This is a genomic window from Bacillus sp. BR3(2024) (assembly GCF_039134555.1).
Taxonomy (GTDB): domain Bacteria; phylum Bacillota; class Bacilli; order Bacillales; family Bacillaceae_G; genus Bacillus_A; species Bacillus_A cereus.
This window is the reverse complement of record NZ_CP152433.1, coordinates 3,632,846-3,656,542: the sequence shown is the minus strand read 5'-3', so window position 1 is coordinate 3,656,542 and position 23,697 is coordinate 3,632,846. Positions and strand designations below refer to the sequence as shown.

Sequence of the window (23,697 nt, the reverse complement as noted above, 5' to 3'; positions counted from 1 at the left end):
CGAGAAAGAATAAGATAGACCGTTTTTAAATTGGCGGGGTCTTCTTCTTTTAAATGGTACATGACGGCAGGAAGGAGGCTGTTTATGGATAAGAAAGTCACAGAAGTTGTAGAAGCATTTGCGCAGCCGATCGTTGAAGAGTTAAATCTTGAACTTGTAGATGTAGAGTATGTGAAAGAAGGACAAGACTGGTTCTTACGCGTATTCATCGATTCTGAAAAGGGAGTCGACATTGAAGAATGCGGTGCGGTAAGTGAACGTTTAAGCGAAGCTTTAGATAAAGAGGACCCAATTCCTCATCTTTACTTTTTGGATGTATCATCTCCTGGAGCGGAACGCCCATTAAAGAAAGAAAAAGACTTCCAGCAAGCGGTAGGAAAACAAGTGGCAATTAAAACATATGAGCCGATTGATGGTGAAAAGATGTTTGAAGGAAAACTGCTTTCTTACGATGGTACAACAATAACATTATTATTAACAATTAAAACACGTAAAAAAGAAATCCAAATTTCGATGGATAAAGTCGCAAATGCGCGACTTGCTGTTACGTTTTAGTTAGAAGGGGGATCTTCATGAGCACTGAGTTATTAGATGCTTTGCTCGTATTAGAATCTGAAAAAGGCATTAGCAAAGACATTATTATTGATGCGATTGAAGCAGCTTTAATCTCTGCTTATAAGCGCAATTTTAATCAAGCACAAAACGTTCGTGTGAGCTTTAACCCAGAAGTGGGAACAATTCAAGTTTTAGCACGTAAAGACGTAGTAGACAATGTGTTTGATCCACGTCTTGAAATTTCTGTAGAGGAAGCAAGACAAATTAATCCAAACTACCAAGATGGTGACGTACTAGAAATTGAAGTAACACCAAAAGACTTTGGTCGTATTGCAGCACAAACTGCAAAACAAGTTGTAACACAACGAGTGCGTGAAGCAGAGCGCGGTGTTATTTACTCTGAGTTTAGTGATCGTGAAGAAGATATTATGGTAGGTATTGTACAACGTCAAGATGCTCGTTTCATCTATGTAAGCTTAGGAAAAGTAGAAGCTTTATTACCTGTAAGTGAGCAAATGCCTAATGAGCAATACAAACCACATGATCGTATTCGCGTATTCATTACGAAAGTAGAAAAAACGACAAAAGGACCACAAATTTACGTATCACGTACACATCCTGGTCTTTTAAAACGTTTATTCGAAATGGAAGTTCCTGAAATCTATGATGGAACTGTAGAAATTCGTTCTGTAGCACGTGAAGCTGGCGATCGCTCTAAGATCTCTGTATATGCAGAGAACACTGATGTTGATCCAGTTGGTTCTTGTGTAGGACCAAAAGGGCAACGTGTACAACGCATTGTAGACGAATTAAAAGGTGAAAAAATTGACATCGTTCGCTGGTCAAATGATCCAGTTGAATATGTTGCAAATGCATTAAGCCCATCACAAGTTGTTAAAGTACTTGTAGATGAAGAAGAAAAAGCGACAACAGTAGTTGTTCCAGACCACCAGCTATCATTAGCTATCGGTAAGCGTGGACAAAATGCACGTCTTGCAGCTAAATTAACAGGCTGGAAAATTGACATTAAGAGTGAGTCTGATGCGAAACAACTTGGTATTGTAACAGAAGAAGATAGCGTAATCGCATTTGGATTCGATTCAGTGGAAGACGAAATCGAATAGAGGTGATGAGTATGAGCAATCGAAAAGTTCCGTTACGAAAATGTGTTGCAACGCAAGAAATGAAATCAAAACGAGAGCTCGTTCGCATTGTTCGTTCCAAAGAGGGAGAAGTGTCCATTGATTTAACTGGGAAAAAATCAGGACGAGGTGCTTACTTGTCGAAGGACAAGGAGAGCATTCTTCAAGCTCAAAAGAAAAATGTTTTGGAACATCATCTAAAAGCGAAAATCGACGGTTCTTTATATGAAGAGCTTCTTGAGCTTGTTGAGAAGGAGTCGAAATAAGTGTCCGATTGGAAATCGTTTTTAGGACTAGCAAACCGGGCTCGGAAAATTATTTCGGGTGAAGAACTCGTTTTAAAAGAAGTACGAAGTGGCAAAGCAAAACTTGTATTGCTATCTGAAGATGCGTCAGTAAATACTACAAAACGCATCACAGATAAAACTACGTACTACAACGTACCAATGAGAAAGGTCGAAAATCGACAACAATTAGGGCATGCGATTGGGAGAGATGAGCGAGTCGTTGTAGCTGTGTTAGATGAAGGCTTTGCGAAAAAGCTGCGTAGCATGCTCGATACAAATTACCGGGGGTGAAGGTATGAGTAAAATTCGAGTGCATGAATATGCAAAAAAACATAATATCTCAAGTAAAGATCTTATGACAAAACTAAAAGAAATGAATATCGAGGTTTCGAATCATATGACAATGTTAGACGATGAAGTAGTAAATAAATTAGATAATGAATATCAAACTGAAAAACCTTCTGTTGCAGATGAGTTTGAAGTAGAAGAAAAAGTTGTTCGCAGTAAAAAGAACAGCAATAAGAAAAAGAAAAAAGGCAAAGGAAACGAAGACAAACGTCAAGAGAACTTTGCTGGTAGACAACAAACTCAAATTGTAGAAACACCAGATAAAATTACTTTCTCTGGAAGCCTTACAGTAGGAGATCTTGCTAAAAAATTAAGCAAAGAGCCATCTGAAATTATTAAGAAGCTCTTCATGCTTGGAATTATGGCAACAATTAACCAAGACTTGGATAAAGATACAATTGAGTTAATTGCTAACGACTACGGTATTGAAGTAGAAGAAGAAGTAATTGTGAGCGAGACTGAGTTTGAAACATTCATTGATGAGCAAGATGATGAAGAGAACTTAAAAGAACGTCCAGCTGTAGTTACAATCATGGGACACGTTGACCACGGTAAAACAACATTACTGGATTCTATTCGTAACTCAAAAGTAACTGCAGGCGAAGCGGGTGGAATTACTCAGCATATCGGTGCATATCAAGTTGAAGTAAACGATAAGAAGATTACATTCTTAGATACACCTGGTCACGCAGCATTTACAACGATGCGTGCTCGTGGTGCACAAGTAACGGATATTACAATCCTTGTTGTTGCAGCGGATGACGGTGTTATGCCACAAACGGTTGAAGCAATTAACCATGCGAAGGCAGCAGGAGTACCAATTATTGTTGCTGTGAATAAAATGGATAAACCAGCTGCAAACCCTGATCGCGTAATGCAAGAACTAACAGAATATGAATTAGTTCCAGAAGCTTGGGGCGGAGATACTATTTTCGTACCAATTTCTGCAATTCAAGGCGAAGGCATTGACAACTTACTAGAAATGATCCTTCTTGTAAGTGAAGTAGAAGAATACAAAGCAAATCCAAACCGCTATGCAACTGGTACAGTAATCGAAGCGCAGCTTGATAAAGGTAAAGGAACTATCGCGACATTACTTGTTCAAAACGGTACGCTTCGAGTTGGAGATCCAATCGTTGTTGGAACTTCATTCGGACGTGTTCGTGCAATGGTAAGTGATATTGGTCGTCGTGTAAAAGTTGCTGGTCCATCAACTCCTGTTGAAATTACTGGTTTAAACGAAGTACCACAGGCTGGAGATCGTTTCATGGCATTCGCTGATGAGAAGAAAGCTCGTCAAATTGGTGAATCACGTGCACAAGAAGCGTTAGTTGCACAACGTGGTGAGAAATCTAAATTAAGCCTTGAAGATTTATTCCAACAAATCCAAGAGGGCGATGTAAAAGAAATTAACTTAATCGTAAAAGCAGACGTACAAGGTTCTGTTGAAGCGATGGCAGCATCACTTCGTAAAATTGATGTTGAAGGCGTAAAAGTTAAAATCATTCACACTGGTGTAGGTGCGATTACAGAATCTGATATCATTTTAGCTTCTGCATCTAATGCAATTGTAATTGGATTTAACGTACGTCCAGATGTGAACGCGAAGCGTACAGCTGAATTAGAGAACGTTGATATTCGTTTACACCGTATTATTTATAAAGTAATCGAAGAGATTGAAGCAGCGATGCAAGGTATGCTTGATCCAGAATTCGAAGAAAAAGTAATCGGTCAAGCAGAAGTTCGTCAAACGTTTAAAGTAACAAAAGTTGGAACAATCGCAGGTTGTTATGTAACAGACGGTAAAATTACGCGTGATAGTGGCGTACGTATTATCCGTGACGGCGTAGTAATTTTCGAAGGACAACTTGATACGTTAAAACGTTTCAAAGACGACGTAAAAGAAGTTGCACAAAACTATGAGTGTGGTATTACAATTGAGAGATATAATGATCTTAAAGAAGGGGACATCATTGAAGCGTATATTATGGAAGAAGTGAAGCGATGATTATCGCTTCACTCTCATTCGAGTGTATGATTTACGATGTGCATTCTTTAAAAGAGAAACGTGCAATTTTACAACGTGTGTTAACTCGTGTGAAACAGCGCTATAATGTAGCTGTTTCTGAAGTTGGGCACCAAGATGTATGGCAACGTACAGAAATTGCAATTGTTTCCGTATCCTCAAATCGTGTTATCTGTGAAAAAGAAATGAATCGTGTACTTGAGTACATCGATTCATTTCCTGAAATTGAACGTACAATAACACATTTGGAATGGTATTGAATGAGGTGAAGAGTTATGAAATTACGTGCGAACCGTGTGGGCGAGCAAATGAAAAAAGAATTAGGCGATATTATCAGTCGTAAAATTAAAGACCCACGTATTGGATTTGTTACAGTAACAGATGTACAAGTGAGTGGTGATTTACAAATTGCTAAAGTATATATTTCTGTTTTAGGTGACGAAGAACAGAAAGAAAATACTTTAAAAGGTTTAGCGAAGGCAAAAGGCTTTATTCGTTCAGAAATTGGCCAACGTATTCGTCTTCGTAAAACACCGGAAATTACCTTTGAGTTTGATGAGTCTATCGGATATGGTCATCGAATTGATACACTTTTACATGAAATTAATAAAGACGGTAAACGTGAAGAATAATGGATAGACATTTGTCTATCCATTTTTTCAATGCAAAATAAGTTTTGGATATTTAATACGAAAGAATTATGATGAGGTGAACATATATGGAAGGTGTAGTATTATTACATAAGCCAAAAGGCATGACATCACATGATTGTGTATTTAAATTAAGAAAGATATTGCGAGAAAAGAGAATTGGTCATACGGGAACATTAGATCCAGATGTAACAGGAGTATTACCAATTTGCGTTGGAAGAGCAACGAAAATTGCACAATTTTTAACAAGTGAAACGAAAACATATGAAGGTGAAGTAACATTAGGGTTTTCAACGACAACTGAAGACGCTTCTGGTGAGGTTGTTGAAACGAAAAAAGTAGATCGTACTATTACTCGTATGGAAGTAGAGAAAGTCCTTGCGGAATTAACAGGCACGATTGAACAAATGCCACCAATGTTCTCGGCTGTAAAAGTAAACGGGAAAAAATTATATGAATATGCAAGAGCAGGACAAGAGGTGGAACGTCCAGTTCGTACAATTACAATTCATGAATTCGTATTACTTGATGATCGTGAAGTTTTTGAAGGAGAAAATATTTCATTCCGTTTCCGTGTAACGTGTAGTAAAGGAACATATGTAAGAACGTTAGCTGTAATGATCGGGGAGAAACTTGGTTTCCCATCACATATGTCTCACCTTGTAAGAACGGCATCTGGTGAATTTTTATTAGAAGATTGCATATCATTTGAAGAAATTGAAGAAAACGTGCAAAATGGAACAGTAGAGTCTATCTTCATTTCAATTGATGAAGCATTAAGTAAGTTTCCAAAAATGGTTGTAGATGGAAAGCAAGCAGAGAAAATAAAGAATGGTATGTTCTTAAAGAATGAATTAGAAATAACAGCACCATTTATTACAGTGTTTGATAAAAATGATCGTTGCTTAGCAATTTATGAACATCATCCGAAACATCCTGGCATGTTAAAGCCGATGAAAGTACTTGTGAATAATCAAGAACTAAAGCTATAATGAATTATTGGAAGGATTATTACAGAAAAAGGTGAATTCAAGCGTGAAACTTATTCATTTAACTCATCCACATGAACAAAATAAATTAGAATTACCACCTACTGTAATGGCATTAGGATTTTTTGATGGCATTCATTTAGGACATCAATGTGTAATTCGAACTGCGAAAAAAATAGCGGACGAACGAGGATATAAAAGTGCAGTTATGACATTTCATCCTCATCCATCTGTTGTTTTAGGGAAAAAGGATGCGCATGTGGAGTATATTACACCAATGCGTGATAAAGAAAAAATAGTCGAAAGCTTAGGAATCGATATATTATATGTGATTAAATTTGATGAATCATTTGCAGGGTTATTACCGCAACAATTTGTAGATGATTATATTATTGGTTTAAATGTAAAGCATGTAGTAGCAGGGTTTGATTATTCATATGGACGTTTAGGAAAAGGAAAGATGGAGACTTTACCATTTCATGCAAGAGGGGAGTTTACACAGACTGTGATTGAAAAAGTTGAATTTCAAGAAGAGAAAGTAAGTTCTACAGCATTACGAAAGTTAATTCGAAATGGCGAAATGGAGCAAATTCCATCTATTTTAGGTAGAGCCTATACTGTAGCGGGAACAGTTATACACGGCGACAAACGTGGGCGTCAAATTGGTTTCCCGACAGCTAATGTAGGTTTAAGTGATGAGTATTTATTGCCACCTGTAGGTGTTTATGCAGTGAGATTAAAAGTTCACGATGAATGGTACGATGGTGTATGTAATATTGGATATAAACCGACTTTTAAAGAAGATGAGCGTCAATTATCAATTGAAGTGCACTTATTTGAATTTAACAAAGATATATACGATCAAAATGTTACAGTAGAGTGGCATATGCGTATAAGAGCAGAAAAGAAATTCAACGGTATTGATGAGTTAGTTGAACAAATCGCAAAAGATAAGAAAACAGCACAAGAATATTTTATGAGCGAAAAGAATATACTTGCTTTTTCAAATGAAAAGTAGTATTCTATGTTATGTACTTTATGACAACCATTGCTTGGCATTGCGACTCACCGACGCTTGCTAGGTAATTGGGGGTTTAATTAATAGGAGGTGAAATAGGATGGCTTTAACACAAGAACGTAAAAATGAAATCATTGCACAATTTAGAACTCATGAGACTGATACTGGTTCTCCAGAGGTTCAAATTGCTGTCCTAACGGAGCAAATTAACACTCTAAACGAGCACTTACGTACTCACAAGAAAGATCATCATTCACGTCGTGGTCTATTAAAGATGGTTGGTAAACGTCGTAACTTACTAACTTACCTTCGTAATAGCGATATCACACGTTACCGTGAATTAATCACAAAGCTTGGCTTACGTCGATAGTCAAAGAAGCGGGAATATTCCCGCTTTTTTGTTAGGTAAAAATATATCTTCTACGCTTTATAGCTTACTTAATTTTAGGCAATACTAGAGGTAGAATATTGTGATATACTATCCATTTACATAGAAGAATTGAATACTTTAAATTGAGAGGGGTACTTAAATGAGTCAAGAAAAGCAAGTCTTCTCGATAGATTTAGCTGGTCGCCAGCTAACAGTTGAAACTGGTCAGCTTGCAAAACAAGCGAACGGAGCAGTATTAGTAAGATATGGCGATACAGCGGTTCTATCTACAGCAACTGCATCAAAAGAAGCAAAAAATGTAGATTTCTTCCCACTTACAGTAAACTATGAAGAGCGTTTATATGCAGTCGGAAAAATTCCTGGCGGTTTTATTAAGCGTGAAGGTCGTCCAAGTGAAAAAGCAATTTTGGCAAGTCGTTTAATCGACCGTCCAATTCGTCCGCTATTCGCAGATGGCTTCCGTAACGAAGTACAAGTTGTCAGCATTGTAATGAGTGTTGATCAAGATTGTTCTTCTGAAATGGCAGCTATGCTTGGTTCTTCATTAGCGTTATCGATTTCAGATATTCCATTTGAAGGTCCAATCGCTGGTGCGACAGTTGGCCGTATTAATGGCGAATTCGTTATTAACCCAACAGTAGAACAGCAAGAACAAAGTGATATCCACTTAGTTGTAGCTGGTACGAAAGATGCGATTAACATGGTTGAAGCAGGAGCAGATCAAGTACCTGAAGAAACAATGTTAGAAGCAATTATGTTTGGTCATGACGAAATTAAACGTCTAATTGCATTCCAAGAAGAGATTGTACAAGCTGTAGGTAAAGAGAAATCAGAAGTGAAACTTTATGAAGTTGACGCTGATCTTAACCAAGCTGTACGTGAAATGGCTGAAGAAGATATGCATTCAGCAATTCAAGTACATGAGAAACATGCACGTGAAGATGCAATTAACGAAGTGAAAAAGCGTGTTATTGAGCATTACGAAGCGCAGGAAGCTGACGCTGATACATTAGGACAAGTAAATGAGATTTTATATAAAATTGTAAAAGAAGAAGTACGTCGTCTTATTACAGTTGAAAAAATCCGTCCAGATGGCCGTAAAGGTGACGAAATCCGTCCATTAGCATCAGAGGTTGGTATTTTATCTCGTACACACGGTTCTGGTTTGTTCACTCGTGGACAAACACAAGCATTAAGTATTTGTACATTAGGTGCATTAGGCGATGTGCAAATTTTAGATGGTCTTGGTGTAGAAGAATCAAAACGCTTTATGCACCATTACAATTTCCCATCATTTAGTGTTGGTGAAACAAGACCAATGCGTGGACCAGGTCGTCGTGAAATCGGTCACGGTGCACTAGGAGAACGCGCACTTGAGCCTGTAATTCCATCTGAAAAAGATTTCCCATACACAGTACGTCTTGTATCTGAAGTTTTAGAATCAAATGGTTCTACTTCACAAGCAAGTATTTGTGGTAGTACTTTAGCAATGATGGATGCTGGTGTTCCACTTAAAGCTCCAGTTGCAGGTATTGCAATGGGTCTAGTTAAAACTGGTGAGCATTACACAATTTTATCTGATATTCAAGGTATGGAAGATCATTTAGGTGATATGGACTTTAAAGTAGCAGGTACAGCACAAGGTGTAACTGCACTACAAATGGACATTAAAATCGATGGTCTATCTCGTGAAATTTTAGAAGAGGCATTACAACAAGCAAAAGTTGGTCGTGTGCACATTCTAAATCATATGTTATCTGTTATTCCAGAGCCACGCACTGAATTATCAGCGTACGCTCCAAAGATTATTACAATGACAATTAATCCAGATAAAATCCGTGACGTTATCGGACCGAGCGGTAAACAAATCAATAAAATTATTGAAGAAACTGGCGTTAAAATTGACATCGAGCAAGATGGCACAGTATTCATTTCTTCAATAAACCAAGAAATGAACGACAAAGCTAAGAAAATTATCGAAGATATCGTTCGCGAAGTACAAGTAGGTGAAATCTACGAAGGAAAAGTGAAACGTGTTGAGAAATTCGGTGCTTTCGTTGAATTATTCAGCGGTAAAGATGGATTAGTTCATATTTCTGAACTTGCACTTGAGCGTGTAGGTAAAGTAGAAGACGTTGTAAAAATCGGTGATGTAATTACAGTTAAAGTTATCGAGATTGACAAGCAAGGTCGCGTAAATCTATCTAGAAAAGTATTGCTAAAAGAAGAGCAAGAAAAAGAAGCTGCTAAAGAAGAAAACAAACAAGAGCAGCAATAAGTAAAAGCCAGTTTAACTGGCTTTTTTTGTTATGTAAAAATATGATTTATATATATTTTTATGTCAGCATAGGTATAGTTTTCATTATAACGCTCAAATTAACAAAGATAAGAAGAAAATGTTTTTATATAGTTAATTTGGGAGGGTTTATATGAAAGTTCGTATATTGGCATACATATGTATATTTTCTTTATATGTCAGTTTAGGCTCTTATTCTGTTTTTGCACAAGATAACTTGCATGAAGAAATTCAAAAGCATGCAAAAAAGTATGAGATTGCACCTCAAAATGCGATGATTGATAAAATATGGAAGGCAACACCTGGATATAATGGAAGACAAGTGGATATTGAAGCATCGTATAATAATATGAAGAAGCTAAAGGAATTTGATCAAAAATATCTTGAATTCAAAGAAGTCTCACCGAGTGTTCATTTAGAAGATTTATCACCCGCTCCAATTTATAGAGGCCATCCAAATAAAAAAATGGTAGGATTAACAATAAATGTGGCATGGGGAAATGAGTATTTGCCTCGCATATTAGAGATATTGAAAAAGCATGATGTGAAGGCCACTTTCTTTTTAGAAGGACGTTGGGTGAAAGAAAATTTACGATTTGCAAAAATGATTGTCGATGCAAATCAAGAAGTCGGAAATCATTCTTATACGCACCCTAATATGAAAACGCTATCGTCTGATGAAATACGAGAGCAGTTACAAAAAACAAATCGAATGATAGAAGTAGTAACGAATCAAAAAGTAAGATGGTTTGCCCCGCCGAGTGGAAGTTTTCGAGATGAAGTCGTGAAAATCGCTGATGATTTCCAAATGGGAACGATTATGTGGACTGTCGATACAATCGATTGGAAGCGACCTGAGCCAGATGTACTATTGCAGAGAGTAATGAGAAAAATACACCCAGGTGCTATCGTATTAATGCATCCTACTTCGTCAACGGCAGAAGCATTAGATACAATGATTAAAAAATTGAAGGAACAAGGATATAAAGTGGGGAATATAACAGAATTACTGGATGAAAAACGTGTGGATTAAATACATTTGCATGACATTCATCCTTAAACTTGTTATCATTAAATAATAGCACTTATTTAGAGAAACTGGCAGTAGGAGGAAAGTTTTTGATTAAAAAATATACTTGTAAAAATGGTGTAAGAATAGTTATGGAGAATATACCAACTGTAAGATCGGTTGCGATTGGTATTTGGATCCATGCGGGATCAAGAAATGAAAATGAAAAAAATAACGGGATTTCTCACTTTTTAGAGCATATGTTCTTTAAAGGGACAGAAACACGTAGTGCACGAGAGATTGCAGAATCATTTGATAGCATTGGTGGTCAAGTGAATGCATTTACTTCAAAAGAATATACATGTTACTATGCAAAAGTATTAGATGAGCATGCTAAATATGCTTTAGATGTTTTAGCAGATATGTTCTTTAATTCAACATTTGATGAGGAAGAACTGAAAAAAGAGAAGAATGTCGTATGTGAAGAAATTAAAATGTACGAAGATGCTCCAGATGATATTGTGCATGATATGTTAACGAAAGCAACATATGAAACGCATCCACTTGGATATCCTATTTTAGGAACAGAAGAAACGCTTAATACGTTTACAGGTGATACGTTACGTCAATATATAAAAGATCATTACACACCTGAAAATGTAGTTGTATCAATCGCAGGAAATATTGATGAAGCATTTTTACAAACAGTGGAGCAATATTTCGGTAGTTATGAAGGAACAACAAACCGTGAACAAGTACATAGCCCAATTTTCCATTTCAATAAGGTAGCCCGTAAAAAAGAAACGGAACAAGCTCATTTATGTCTAGGATATAAAGGCTTACAAATGGGACACGAAGATATTTATAACTTAATTGTATTAAATAATGTTTTAGGCGGTAGCATGAGTAGCCGTTTATTCCAAGAAGTACGTGAGCAACGTGGATTAGCTTACTCAGTATTTTCTTACCACTCTTCTTATGAAGATACAGGCATGTTAACACTTTACGGTGGAACAGGTAGCCAACAATTAGATACATTGTATGAAACAATGCAAGAAACATTAGAGACATTGAAAAATACAGGTATTACAGAAAAAGAGCTTATGAATAGTAAAGAGCAATTAAAAGGAAACTTAATGTTAAGTTTAGAAAGTACAAATAGCCGTATGAGCCGTAACGGTAAAAATGAATTGCTTCTTCGTAAACATCGTTCACTTGATGAGATTATTGAAAGTGTAAACACTGTAACAAAAGAAAATGTGGACGGATTAATTCGCAATATGTTTACTGACGAGTTCTCTGCGGCACTTATTAGTCCAGACGGAAAACTTCCAAAAGGAATAAAACTATAATCAATTTTTACGATGTATAAAAAATAACCTTCTCTCTTTTTAAATGAGAGAAGGTTATTTTTTTTATACATATAGAATAGGTACTAATTATAGACAATGCAAATGAAAAATTCAGTAGGGGAGTGGAGTGTGTATGCGATTAAGTGAATTAAGTGGTAAAGAGGTTGTAGATATAGAAAAAGCGGAAAAAATGGGAGTCTTAGGTTATATGGATTTAGAGATTAATGAGAAAGACGGGCAAATACAAACACTTATAATACCTGTAGGTAAGTGGGGAGGTTTTAAAAAGGAACCACAAGAAGTAAGGGTGGCATGGAGTCAAATAAAGAAAGTCGGACACGATATGCTTCTTTGTGATAGTATAGATCGTTCAAATTCGGAGTGAAGGATGGCCATTTTGGTCATCTTTTTTTGTATCTACATAGAAACCTGATAAATCATATGTGCATTTGGATTTTCAATCACCATAAACTCGTACATTACATATGATGTGGAGGAAAAAGAAAAAGTAGGCACTTTTCTTATAAATGACAGAAAAAGAAGGTGAATTAGGGAATGTTGACTGAGATGCATATTGCTGTCATAGGAGGAGATGCAAGGCAGCTAGAAGTAATTCGTAAGCTAGTTGAATTGGATGCGAAACTTTCTTTGATAGGTTTTGATCAGTTAGATCATGGTTTCACAGGGGCAGCAAAAGAAAGTATACAAAATTTAGATTTCACTTCTGTAGACGCAATTATTTTGCCGGTTGCCGGTACAAATGCCAAAGGAGAAGTAGATACTATTTTTTCAAATGAAAAAGTTTCAATAACGAAAGAACAAATTGAAAATACACCAGAACACTTTACTATATATTCAGGTATTGGTACACCTTACTTGGAAAATCTCGTATCTACTACGAACCGAAAACTTGTTAAATTATTTGATCGTGATGATGTAGCAATATACAATTCTATTCCAACGGTAGAAGGTACATTAATGATGGTAATTCAACATACCGACTATACAATTCATGGGTCCAATGTAATGGTTCTAGGATTTGGTAGAACAGGAATGAGTGTTGCGAGAGCATTTCAATCATTAGGAGCCCATGTCAAAGTTGGAGCAAGACGATCTGAACATATTGCACGTATTACAGAAATGATGTTTTCTCCTTTTCATATGCAAGACATAGAGAAAGAAGTAGGAAATATCGATATTGTAATTAATACGATTCCGCACCTCGTTGTAACAGCGAATGTTATTGCAAAAATGCCAGCTCATACGTTAGTGATTGATTTAGCTTCTAAACCAGGCGGTACTGACTTTAGATATGCGGAAAAAAGAGGAGTCAAAGCATTGCTAGCACCTGGATTACCAGGTATTGTTGCCCCAAAAACGGCTGGGCAAATCTTAGCAAATGTTCTTTCTCAGTTATTAGCAGCAGATGCAATCGCAAAGGAGGAGGAAAAGAAATGAGTTTGAAGGGGAAACGAATTGGTTTCGGATTTACAGGTTCACATTGTACGTATGAGGAAGTTATGCCGCACTTAGAAAAATTAATTGCTGAAGGAGCAGAAGTACGTCCTGTTGTTTCATACACTGTTCAATCAACAAATACTAGATTTGGAGAAGGAGCAGAGTGGATTAAGAAGATTGAAGAAATAACAGGTTTTAAAGCAATTAATTCAATTGTTGGAGCAGAGCCACTTGGACCTAAAATTCCATTAGACTGCATGGTAATCGCTCCTTTAACAGGAAATTCTATGAGTAAATTTGCAAATGCAATGACAGATTCTCCAGTACTAATGGCAGCAAAAGCGACGCTAAGAAATGGCAAGCCTGTCGTATTGGCGGTTTCGACGAATGATGCTTTAGGGTTAAATGGGGTAAATCTCATGCGCCTAATGGCAACAAAAAACATCTACTTCGTCCCATTCGGTCAAGATGCGCCAGAGAAAAAACCGAACTCAATGGTAGCTCGTATGGAGTTACTGGAAGATACAGTATTAGAAGCGCTGCAAGGAAAGCAATTGCAACCGGTGGTCGTAGAAAAATTCAGATATATGAATTAAAAAACGAAAAAAAACGGACAATTTTTGATGAAACCATCATTCTTACTGTAGAATATGATAAAATTAACGTTATTAAGATTAGAAGGGGTATTGTATACTCCTTCTGATTCTAAGTTATAGAAGGATTGGTATCTAGAAAGGGGCATAGTGATGGAAAAGCAAAAAACTTTTCATGTCGCTGTAGTTGGAGCAACCGGCGCAGTTGGTGAACAAATGTTAAATACTTTAGAGAAACGAGAATTTCCAATCGGGAAATTAACGTTACTTTCATCTAAACGATCTGCAGGTAAGAAACTTGTATTTAAAGGCGAAGAATTTACAGTTCAAGAGGCAACTCCTGAAAGCTTTGAAGGAGTAGATATTGCACTATTTAGTGCTGGTGGATCTGTATCGAAACAATTAGCGCCAGAAGCAGCAAAACGCGGTGCGATTGTTGTTGATAATACAAGTGCATTCCGTATGACAGAAAACGTGCCACTTGTTGTACCTGAAGTAAATGAAAACGACTTAAAAGAACATAATGGTATTATTGCAAATCCAAACTGTTCTACAATTCAAATGGTAGTAGCTCTTGAGCCAGTTCGTCAGCAATATGGTTTAAAACGAGTAATCGTTTCCACATATCAAGCTGTATCAGGTGCTGGTGCGGCAGCTATTGAAGAACTGCATGAACAATCACAAGCAATCTTAAATGGCGAAGAAGTTAAGGCAAATGTTCTTCCTGTATCAGGTGATAAGAAGCATTTCCCAATTGCTTTTAATGCGATTCCACAGATTGATAAATTCCAAGATAATGGATTTACGTTTGAAGAAATGAAAATGATTAACGAAACGAAAAAAATTATGCATATGCCTGAATTAGAAGTAGCGGCAACATGTGTACGTTTACCAGTTGTATCAGGACACTCTGAGTCTGTTTACATCGAAGTAGAAAAAGAAGGCGTAACAGTAGCAGAATTAAAGAGCTTACTTGCAAATGCGGAAGGTATTGTTCTACAAGATAATCCAGAAGAGCAGTTATATCCAATGCCAGCTACTGCAGTAGGTAAAAACGAAGTATTCGTTGGAAGAATCCGTAAAGATTTAAATAACGATAAAGGATTCCATCTTTGGGTCGTATCTGATAACTTATTAAAAGGCGCTGCATGGAATTCTGTTCAAATTGCAGAGCGCTTAGTAAAATTACAATTAGTGTAAACGGCTAAGAGAAGGTGCAAAATATGAAAATAATTGTTCAAAAATTTGGTGGCACATCAGTACGTGATGACAATGGACGTAAGCATGCGCTTCATCATATAAAAAAATCATTAGCTGCTGGTTATAAAGTAGTTACTGTCGTATCTGCTATGGGCCGTAAAGGTGAACCATATGCAACGGATACGTTATTAAGTCTTGTAAATCAAGAGGAATCTACTATTTCTAAGCGTGAGCAAGATTTATTATTATCGTGTGGAGAGTTAATCTCTGCAATTGTTTTCTCTAATATGTTGAATGAGAACGGTATAAAAGCAGCAGCATTAAATGGTGCACAAGCTGGTTTTGTAACGAATGATGACTTTACGAATGCAAAGATTATTGAAATGAATTGCGATCGTATACATGAAGAGTTAGAAAATGTAGATGTAATCGTCGTTACAGGATTCCAGGGACAAACGAAAAAAGGTGATACGACAACACTTGGACGCGGAGGTAGTGATACTTCAGCTTCAGCATTAGGTGTTGCACTTCATGCTGAATACATCGATATATTCACTGATGTAGAAGGTGTTATGACTGCGGATCCTCGTATTGTAAAAGATGCACGTCATCTTCAAACTGTAACGTATAACGAAATTTGTAACATGGCTTATCAAGGTGCGAAAGTCGTTCATCCACGTGCAGTTGAAATTGCGATGCATGCAAAAGTGCCACTTCGTGTACGTTCTACGTATTCTGATAGTGAAGGTACGCTTATTTCAGCATATGACGGTGCTACAAGAGGTCGTGATGTAGAAGAACGTCCTGTTACAGGCATTGCCCACGTATCAAACGTAACGCAAATTAAAGTGCTTGCAAAAGAAACGGCATATGATTTGCAACAACATGTGTTTAAAGAGATGGCGAACGAAGGAATAAGTGTTGATTTAATTAATATTTCACCTACTGGCGTAGCATATACAGTGAGTGATAATGTATCAAGTCATGCAGTTAAATTATTACAGAACCTTGGATATGAGCCAATTGTGACAGAACATTGTGCGAAAGTATCTATCGTTGGGGCTGGAATGGCAGGATACCCAGGGGTTACTGCGAAAATCGTTACAGCTTTAGCGGAAAAAGGTATTCAAATCCTGCAATCGGCAGATAGTCATACAACAATTTGGGTTCTTGTAAAAGAAACTGATTTAGTGGAGGCTGTAAATGCATTACATAGTGCGTTTGAGCTTTCAAAAGAAAAGCAACTGGAACAATAAGGAGTGAGACCATGATAGATTTTGGGACAATTGCAACCGCGATGGTAACACCGTTTGATATAAACGGGAATATCGATTTTGCAAAGACAACGAAATTGGTAAATTATTTAATTGATAACGGTACAACAGCAATCGTGGTAGGAGGAACGACAGGAGAATCTCCTACATTAACTTCAGAAGAGAAAGTAGCGTTATATCGCCATGTCGTATCTGTTGTCGATAAAAGAGTGCCCGTAATCGCTGGAACAGGTAGCAATAATACGCATGCTTCTATTGACTTAACTAAAAAGGCAACAGAAGTTGGTGTGGATGCAGTAATGCTAGTAGCACCGTATTATAACAAACCGAGTCAAGAAGGAATGTATCAGCATTTTAAAGCAATTGCTGAAAGCACACCGCTTCCGGTTATGCTATATAACGTTCCAGGACGATCTATTGTACAAATCTCCGTTGATACAGTTGTTCGTTTATCAGAAATAGAAAACATTGTTGCTATTAAAGATGCCGGCGGCGATGTGTTAACAATGACAGAAATCATTGAAAAAACAGCGGACGACTTTGCGGTATACAGCGGTGATGACGGTTTAACGTTACCAGCTATGGCAGTTGGAGCGAAAGGTATCGTTTCGGTAGCCTCTCATGTTATCGGAAACGAAATGCAAGAAATGATTACAGCATTTCAAGCAGGAGAATTTAAGAAGGCACAAAAATTACATCAATTACTTGTAAGAGTAACTGATTCATTATTTATGGCGCCAAGTCCAACTCCAGTAAAAACAGCGTTACAAATGGTTGGATTAGATGTAGGTTCTGTACGTTTACCACTTCTTCCATTAACAGAAGAAGAAAGAGTAACGTTACAATCTGTAATGCAATCTATCCCTCGTTAATAAAAAATGACCTAGTGTAGAACTAGGTCATTTTTTATTATATGCAAATCTTTTCCTCTTTTTCTTACTTATATGTGTTCTTATAAGAATATTAATCGCTTCTTAATTATGTGTATAAGAAAATAATCGTATCCCTTTAACTGAGTCAAAAAATGATAGATATTATGGCATAAACGTAATAAACTACGGTGTCTGTTTTTAGAGAAATCCCCTCAAATGTGACGTAATTCATAAAAAAACTCCATTTTGTAAGTGTTTTTGTTGGATTCTAGAAAAATAAATCTTGAAACTCCCTATTATGAAATGAATTTAGCGTATGTATGGCTAGTTCTTCAAAATAATATGGAGTATAAAATCGGAGTAAATATAAAGGAAATACGTTCGATACTTTTGTTGTCATTCCGTTCTTTTCCTCTTTCTTTCGCACGATTTAACTTGTGTTCTATTTCTTGTATCAGGTATAATATGGCTAAGTAGCTTAGTACGGGTATGCTTAGCAAAATTGGGAAAAATTATAATTTAATTAAATTTTCATATCATATCGAATAAGATATTTGATTTATATAATGAAAGAGAGGTGAAACCTGGTTTAAAAAATAAACAAGGACATGATATCGCATAACGGTAAGGACATTCGTCTTGGACGGTGAAAATATGGTGGTTGTAGAGTTTCCCCTGGTGTCTCTGCAATTTTAGTGAAATCAGTGTTTGCAAGATTTTTAAACCAGGCAACAACATGAAGAGAAAAGAGAATGAGTCTGTTAAAGTATTTGCTCTTGGTGGAGTAGGTGAAATCGGGAAAAACATGTACTGTGTTGAAATTGATTCTGAAATCTTTATCGTAGATGCAGGGTTAATGTTCCCGGGAGATGAAATGTTTGGAATTGATATCGTTATTCCTGATATTACATATTTAGTGGAAAATCAAGAGCGAGTAAAAGGTTTATTTATTACTCACGGTCATGAAGATCATATTGGTGGAATTGTGTATGTACTTCGTAAATTATCTATTCCAGTCTATGCAACGAAATTAACAGTAGGACTTATACAAGAAAAACTTGGTGAAGCGGGCATGTTAGGCCGTGTAGACCTAAAAACAATCGATTCAAATTCAACAGTAGAATTTAACACTACAACGGTGTCATTCTTCGGAACGACACATAGTATTCCGGATTCTGTTGGCGTTTGTTTCCATACATCAAAAGGTGCAGTCGTATATACGGGAGACTTTAAATTCGATCAAACTCCAATTGGAAATAGTGGAGCAGACCTTGGTAAAATGGCACAAATCGGAAATGAAGGCGTACTTTGCTTATTATCTGATAGTACAAACGCAGAGCGCCCAGGCTATACAGGTTCAGAAAAAGAAGTTGGTGTAGAAATCTCTAAAGTGTTCTACGGCGCAGAAGGTCGCATTATCGTTGCTTCATTTGCATCGAATGTACATCGTATTCAACAAGTATTTGATGCAGCTGCTGAAACAGGGCGAAAAGTAGCAGTAGTAGGACGTAGTATGGTGAAAGTAGTAGACATTGCAAGACGTCTTGGTTATTTAGATGTTCCAGAAGGTATGGTTATTTCATTACAAGAAGTAGACAACTTCCCAGAGAAAAAGGTAGCTATTTTAACGACAGGTAGTCAAGGTGAACCGATGGCTGCTCTATCTAGAATGGCAAAACAAGCGCATAAACAAATTTCAATTCGTAAAGGTGATACTGTTATCATTGCTGCTTCGCCAATTCCGGGTAATGAAATATCTGTATCAAAAATTATTGATTTGTTATTTAGAGCTGGAGCTGAAGTTGTTTATTACGGCGAACGAAAAGTTCACGTGTCAGGTCACGGTAGCCAAGAAGAATTAAAATTAATGTTAAATTTAATGAAACCAAAGTACTTTGTACCCGTACATGGTGAGTTCCGTATGCAAAAAGCACATGCATATTTAGCTGAAGATGTAGGTATTACAAGAGAAAATATCTTTATCGTAGAAAAAGGCGATGTAATTGCTTTTGGTGACGATGAAGCAAACTTAGTCGGTAAAGTACAAGCTGGTAATGTTTTAATTGATGGATTAGGTGTAGGTGACGTTGGTAATATCGTTCTTCGAGATAGAAAGATGTTATCTCAAGATGGAATACTAGTAGTTGTTGTAACGCTTGGTAAAGATGAAAAGAAAATTATCTCTGGCCCAGAAATCATTTCACGTGGTTTCGTATATGTTCGTGAATCAGAAGCGTTAATTGAACGATCTACAGAGATTGTACGTATGATTGTTGAGCAGTCAATTAAAGAATATTCAATTGAATGGTCAATGTTAAAACAAAATATTCGTGAATTATTAGGACAGTTCTTGTACGAAGAGACAAAGAGAAAACCTATGATTTTACCGATTATTATGGAAGTATAAAAAGATCACCCTTATGGGTGATCTTTTTTCTTTTTAACCCTATCGAATGAAATTTATAACTTAAGAAATAATAGTTATATACGAGTGAAAGGGGATGCGAAATGACAGAACGTGATCGATATACAAATGAAGAAAAAGAAGCTGAGCCAAAAGAAGCTGGAAAAGAGGCTTCAATAGTTGAAAAAATTCAACAGCTTGGACAGACAAATGTACCACAGATGAATGAATCACGTATTCATTGTTTAACGATTATCGGACAAGTGGAAGGTCATGTTCAATTACCACCGCAAAATAAAACAACAAAATATGAGCATATCATTCCGCAAATTGTTGCGATTGAACAAAATCCGAAAATTGAAGGTTTGCTTTTAATATTAAATACAGTTGGAGGTGACGTTGAAGCTGGGCTAGCAATTTCTGAAATGGTAGCTTCACTTTCAAAACCAACAGTATCTCTAGTTTTAGGTGGGGGACATTCCATCGGTGTACCGATTGCTGTTTCTACTGACTATTCGTTTATTGCGGAAACTGCGACGATGACAATTCATCCAATTCGTTTAACAGGTCTTGTCATAGGTGTGCCACAAACATTTGAGTATTTGGATAAGATGCAAGAAAGAGTCATTCGTTTTGTGACGAAGCACTCGAAAGTAACAGAAGATCGTTTTAAAGAGCTTATGTTTGCGAAAGGAAATTTAACGCGAGATATTGGGACGAATGTAATTGGTGGGGATGCAGTAAAGTACGGTCTTATAGATGATGTCGGCGGTATTGGAAATGCGATTCGAAAATTAAACGAATTAATAGATGTTCGTGCGGAAGATAGTACAGAAGGGACAATGCTACAATGATTTTATATACAATTATGCCAGAGCAACTTGTGTATCCGGTCGATTATTCACAATGTGAAAGTCAAAAAGTTGTAAATATAAATGGTGTGGAATTAATGGTTTCTGAAGAGGAACATGGATGTTATTCTATTGTACGTGTGCTAAGTACGGACCCACTTCACTATTTAGAGTTTGAGCCCGGTCAGAAAATAACCTTTTAGCAAAAAGAAGGATTTTGTTTAGAAGCTATGGTATAATATAAAAAACAAGACGGTTGAGCAGCCATGAGTAGGCTGCTTTCTTCTGTTTATTTAGCATTTTACAAGAAGTGTAAAAATAGAAGATATAAAGACCAGAAAAATAGAGAAAACAGACATATAAATAGAGCGTTTTGAAGGGAGCTTTACTTATATGTAGAACACGAGGTGAAGAAATGGCAAAACAAAAGCAAAGAGGGACGAAGGCAAAGGCAAGACGTACGATAAAGCCAACTTTGTATTATGAAATCGTCGGTTTAACTCTTTTTGCACTTTCAATCATTACGATTTTACAGCTAGGCGTTGTAGGGAAATCGTTTGTGTTATTTTTTCGCTTCTTCTTTGGTGAGTGGTACATAATTGGTGTGTTAGGTGTAATAGCTTTATCGGTTTCCTTTGTTATAAAACGCGGATGGCCGAACCTTTTAAATAAACGATTAATTGGATTTTATTTAATTGTATTGGCGATATTAATGTTTAGTCATATTACATTATTTAACCTTCTTACAAAAGATGGAGCAGTGCAAAATACTTCTGTTATTGTGAGTACGAAAGATAACTTCTTTCTTGAAATGAAAAAGGGGCCAGATAGCGTTCATTTAGGTGGTGGTATGTTTGGTGCGCTTATGTTCGCAACATGTTACTTCTTATTTGACGAAGTAGGAGCTTATATCATTGGTATTATTCTAGTTATTCTCGGTATACTTTGTATAACAAATAAGCATATTGGAGAAGTGTTAGCTCCAGTTGGTAGAATTCTTAGAAGTCAGTTTCAAGTGATGCAAGGGGATTATAAAGATTGGAGAGCCAAAAGAACGGCTGAACAAACAGAAAAGAAAAAAACAACAAGAAGCACAAGAAGCAAACGTGCTGCAGAACAAGAAGAAATTATTGAGCCGATGGAAGAAATCTCAATTGATCCTCCGATTATTTCGAATTTCACTGAGAATTATCCTGTAAATGAAGAAGAGGATAAACGAATCGAAGTAGAGCAAGAAGAGTTGATCACTTCACCGTTTATTGAAGAGACTCCGCCAATTGAAGAACCAAAGAAAAAGCGTGGAGAAAAAATTGTTGAATCGTTAGAGAGTGAAGCGCAAGCACCTCCTATGCAATTTTCAAATGTAGAAAATAAAGATTACAAGCTTCCTTCACTTGATATATTAAAATTTCCAAAGAATAAGCAAGTTACAAATGAAAATGCGGAAATTTATGAGAATGCTCGTAAATTAGAACGTACATTCCAAAGTTTCGGAGTGAAAGCGAAAGTAACAAAAGTGCATAGAGGTCCTGCAGTTACAAAATATGAAGTGTATCCTGATATGGGGGTAAAGGTAAGCAAAATTGTCAGTTTAAGTGATGATTTAGCCCTTGCTTTAGCTGCAAAGGACATTCGTATTGAAGCGCCAATTCCCGGGAAATCAGCTGTAGGGATCGAAGTTCCAAACTCAGAAGTTTCGATGGTAACGCTGAGGGAAGTTCTTGACTCTAAGGCTAATAATCATCCGGAAGAGAAGTTGTTAATTGGTCTTGGCCGAGATATTACAGGTGAAGCTGTATTAGCCCGGCTAAATAAAATGCCTCATTTACTCGTAGCTGGTGCGACAGGTAGCGGGAAAAGTGTATGTATTAACGGTATTATTGTTAGTATTTTAATGCGTGCAAAACCACATGAAGTAAAATTAATGATGATTGACCCGAAAATGGTAGAGCTAAATGTATATAACGGTGTGCCTCATTTGTTAACGCCAGTTGTAACTGATCCGAAAAAAGCATCGCAAGCATTGAAAAAAGTTGTGAGTGAAATGGAACGTCGTTATGAATTGTTTGCTCATAGTGGTACACGTAACATTGAAGGATACAACGATTATATAAAAGAGCATAATAGTCAATCAGAAGCGAAACAACCCGAATTACCTTATATTGTAGTAATTGTGGACGAGTTAGCAGATTTAATGATGGTTGCTTCGTCTGATGTAGAGGATGCGATTATGCGTCTAGCGCAAATGGCTCGTGCTGCTGGTATTCATTTAATTATTGCAACGCAACGTCCGTCAGTTGACGTTATTACGGGTGTTATTAAAGCAAATATTCCATCACGTATTGCATTCGCTGTATCTTCTCAAACAGATTCTCGTACAATTCTTGACGGTGGTGGTGCAGAGAAGCTACTAGGTCGTGGAGACATGCTGTTTATACCAATTGGTGCATCGAAACCTGTACGTGTACAAGGCGCATTTTTATCAGATGATGAAGTTGAGAGAGTTGTAGAATATGTTATTGGACAGCAAAAAGCACAATATCAAGAAGATATGATTCCGCAAGATGTTCCTGATACGAAGCAGGAAGTAGAAGATGAATTATATGATGAAGCGGTTCAACTTGTAGTGGAAATGCAAACAGCATCTGTTTCTATGTTACAACGTAGGTTTAGAGTAGGTTATACGCGAGCTGCTCGCCTAATTGATGCAATGGAAATGAATGGTGTAGTAGGTCCGTATGAAGGGAGTAAACCGAGAGAAGTACTCATTAATGATGTACAAGAAAAAAGTTCTTAAAAAAAGCCTAATTGTTTTTACAATTAGGCTTTTTTATATAGTGTTTTTGTTATATACTATACTCAGCGGTAAAGAAAGGGCTTACATTTAGGGGTGCCCTTTAGAATACGAATACTTTGAGTATGTTTTATGTAAATGTTCGATATTTAATGCAGAAAAATGTTAGATTTTGTTGACACGTATGA

Annotated in this window: 23 protein-coding genes; all 23 read left to right on the top strand. The window is 36.7% G+C overall.

The genetic code is table 11. The features are described 5' to 3' along the window. Positions 1-84 precede the first annotated feature (84 nt). A complete protein-coding gene (rimP, locus tag V7S45_RS18655) occupies positions 85-555 on the top strand; it encodes a ribosome maturation factor RimP (protein WP_000359096.1) in 471 nt (156 codons plus the stop codon). Between the two features lie 17 nt (positions 556-572). Beyond that, positions 573-1,679 (top strand): transcription termination factor NusA, encoded by a 1,107-nt coding sequence (gene nusA, locus V7S45_RS18650; protein WP_000102604.1) that lies wholly within the window; start codon positions 573-575, stop codon positions 1,677-1,679. Positions 1,680-1,690: 11 nt separating this feature from the next. After that, positions 1,691-1,963 carry a YlxR family protein gene (locus tag V7S45_RS18645; protein WP_000071127.1) on the top strand — a complete coding sequence of 91 codons (273 nt, stop codon included), beginning with the start codon at positions 1,691-1,693 and terminating at the stop codon, positions 1,961-1,963. Then, positions 1,964-2,275 carry a YlxQ family RNA-binding protein gene (locus V7S45_RS18640; protein WP_001286523.1) on the top strand — a complete coding sequence of 104 codons (312 nt, stop codon included), beginning with the start codon at positions 1,964-1,966 and terminating at the stop codon, positions 2,273-2,275. A gap of 4 nt (positions 2,276-2,279) precedes the next feature. After that, a complete protein-coding gene (infB, locus tag V7S45_RS18635; RefSeq protein WP_000036343.1) occupies positions 2,280-4,340 on the top strand; it encodes a translation initiation factor IF-2 in 2,061 nt (686 codons plus the stop codon). Further along, the gene (locus V7S45_RS18630; RefSeq protein WP_000582363.1) at positions 4,337-4,618 is read left to right on the top strand and encodes a DUF503 family protein; all 282 of its coding nucleotides are present in this window, start codon (positions 4,337-4,339) and stop codon (positions 4,616-4,618) included. Before infB ends, V7S45_RS18630 begins: the two co-directional genes overlap by 4 nt. A gap of 15 nt (positions 4,619-4,633) precedes the next feature. Beyond that, positions 4,634-4,990 (top strand): 30S ribosome-binding factor RbfA, encoded by a 357-nt coding sequence (rbfA, locus tag V7S45_RS18625; RefSeq protein ID WP_000776437.1) that lies wholly within the window; start codon positions 4,634-4,636, stop codon positions 4,988-4,990. Between the two features lie 86 nt (positions 4,991-5,076). Then, positions 5,077-6,000 carry a tRNA pseudouridine(55) synthase TruB gene (gene truB / locus V7S45_RS18620; RefSeq protein ID WP_025688876.1) on the top strand — a complete coding sequence of 308 codons (924 nt, stop codon included), beginning with the start codon at positions 5,077-5,079 and terminating at the stop codon, positions 5,998-6,000. Between the two features lie 43 nt (positions 6,001-6,043). Then, entirely contained in the window at positions 6,044-7,015 is a 972-nt protein-coding gene (gene ribF / locus V7S45_RS18615) for a bifunctional riboflavin kinase/FAD synthetase (protein WP_000766706.1), read from the top strand. A 100-nt stretch (positions 7,016-7,115) separates the two neighbouring features. Next, positions 7,116-7,385, top strand: a complete 270-nt coding sequence (rpsO, locus tag V7S45_RS18610; protein ID WP_001229392.1) for a 30S ribosomal protein S15 — start codon at positions 7,116-7,118, stop codon at positions 7,383-7,385. A 160-nt stretch (positions 7,386-7,545) separates the two neighbouring features. Then, positions 7,546-9,684, top strand: coding sequence for a polyribonucleotide nucleotidyltransferase (pnp, locus tag V7S45_RS18605; RefSeq protein ID WP_000076737.1), 2,139 nt, complete (start codon positions 7,546-7,548; stop codon positions 9,682-9,684). Between the two features lie 151 nt (positions 9,685-9,835). Then, positions 9,836-10,735: a polysaccharide deacetylase family protein gene (locus V7S45_RS18600; protein ID WP_000868217.1), complete on the top strand. Its 900-nt coding sequence runs from the start codon at positions 9,836-9,838 to the stop codon at positions 10,733-10,735. Between the two features lie 86 nt (positions 10,736-10,821). Then, positions 10,822-12,063, top strand: coding sequence for a pitrilysin family protein (locus V7S45_RS18595; RefSeq protein ID WP_000592996.1), 1,242 nt, complete (start codon positions 10,822-10,824; stop codon positions 12,061-12,063). A 133-nt stretch (positions 12,064-12,196) separates the two neighbouring features. Continuing rightward, complete coding sequence (locus V7S45_RS18590) at positions 12,197-12,448, top strand: YlmC/YmxH family sporulation protein (protein ID WP_001239759.1); 252 nt, start codon at positions 12,197-12,199, stop codon at positions 12,446-12,448. Positions 12,449-12,618: 170 nt separating this feature from the next. After that, a complete protein-coding gene (gene dpaA, locus V7S45_RS18585) occupies positions 12,619-13,521 on the top strand; it encodes a dipicolinic acid synthetase subunit A (RefSeq protein ID WP_000954735.1) in 903 nt (300 codons plus the stop codon). After that, positions 13,518-14,117, top strand: a complete 600-nt coding sequence (gene dpaB, locus V7S45_RS18580) for a dipicolinate synthase subunit B (RefSeq protein WP_000053596.1) — start codon at positions 13,518-13,520, stop codon at positions 14,115-14,117. The genes dpaA and dpaB overlap by 4 nt, the downstream gene beginning before the upstream one ends. 150 nt (positions 14,118-14,267) lie before the next feature. Then, positions 14,268-15,314 (top strand): aspartate-semialdehyde dehydrogenase, encoded by a 1,047-nt coding sequence (gene asd / locus V7S45_RS18575; RefSeq protein ID WP_000414846.1) that lies wholly within the window; start codon positions 14,268-14,270, stop codon positions 15,312-15,314. Between the two features lie 23 nt (positions 15,315-15,337). Then, entirely contained in the window at positions 15,338-16,570 is a 1,233-nt protein-coding gene (dapG, locus tag V7S45_RS18570) for an aspartate kinase (protein WP_000692451.1), read from the top strand. An 11-nt stretch (positions 16,571-16,581) separates the two neighbouring features. Next, positions 16,582-17,460, top strand: a complete 879-nt coding sequence (dapA, locus tag V7S45_RS18565) for a 4-hydroxy-tetrahydrodipicolinate synthase (protein WP_000564763.1) — start codon at positions 16,582-16,584, stop codon at positions 17,458-17,460. 736 nt (positions 17,461-18,196) lie between these two features. Further along, the gene (locus V7S45_RS18560) at positions 18,197-19,867 is read left to right on the top strand and encodes a ribonuclease J (RefSeq protein WP_000823096.1); all 1,671 of its coding nucleotides are present in this window, start codon (positions 18,197-18,199) and stop codon (positions 19,865-19,867) included. Between the two features lie 101 nt (positions 19,868-19,968). After that, on the top strand, positions 19,969-20,718 hold the full coding sequence (gene tepA, locus V7S45_RS18555) for a translocation-enhancing protein TepA (RefSeq protein WP_000139806.1): 750 nt from the start codon (positions 19,969-19,971) through the stop codon (positions 20,716-20,718). Then, positions 20,715-20,918: a YlzJ-like family protein gene (locus tag V7S45_RS18550; RefSeq protein WP_000605036.1), complete on the top strand. Its 204-nt coding sequence runs from the start codon at positions 20,715-20,717 to the stop codon at positions 20,916-20,918. The genes tepA and V7S45_RS18550 overlap by 4 nt, the downstream gene beginning before the upstream one ends. A 212-nt stretch (positions 20,919-21,130) precedes the next feature. Beyond that, complete coding sequence (locus V7S45_RS18545) at positions 21,131-23,512, top strand: DNA translocase FtsK (RefSeq protein WP_001118782.1); 2,382 nt, start codon at positions 21,131-21,133, stop codon at positions 23,510-23,512. The last annotated feature ends 185 nt before the right edge of the window (positions 23,513-23,697 follow it).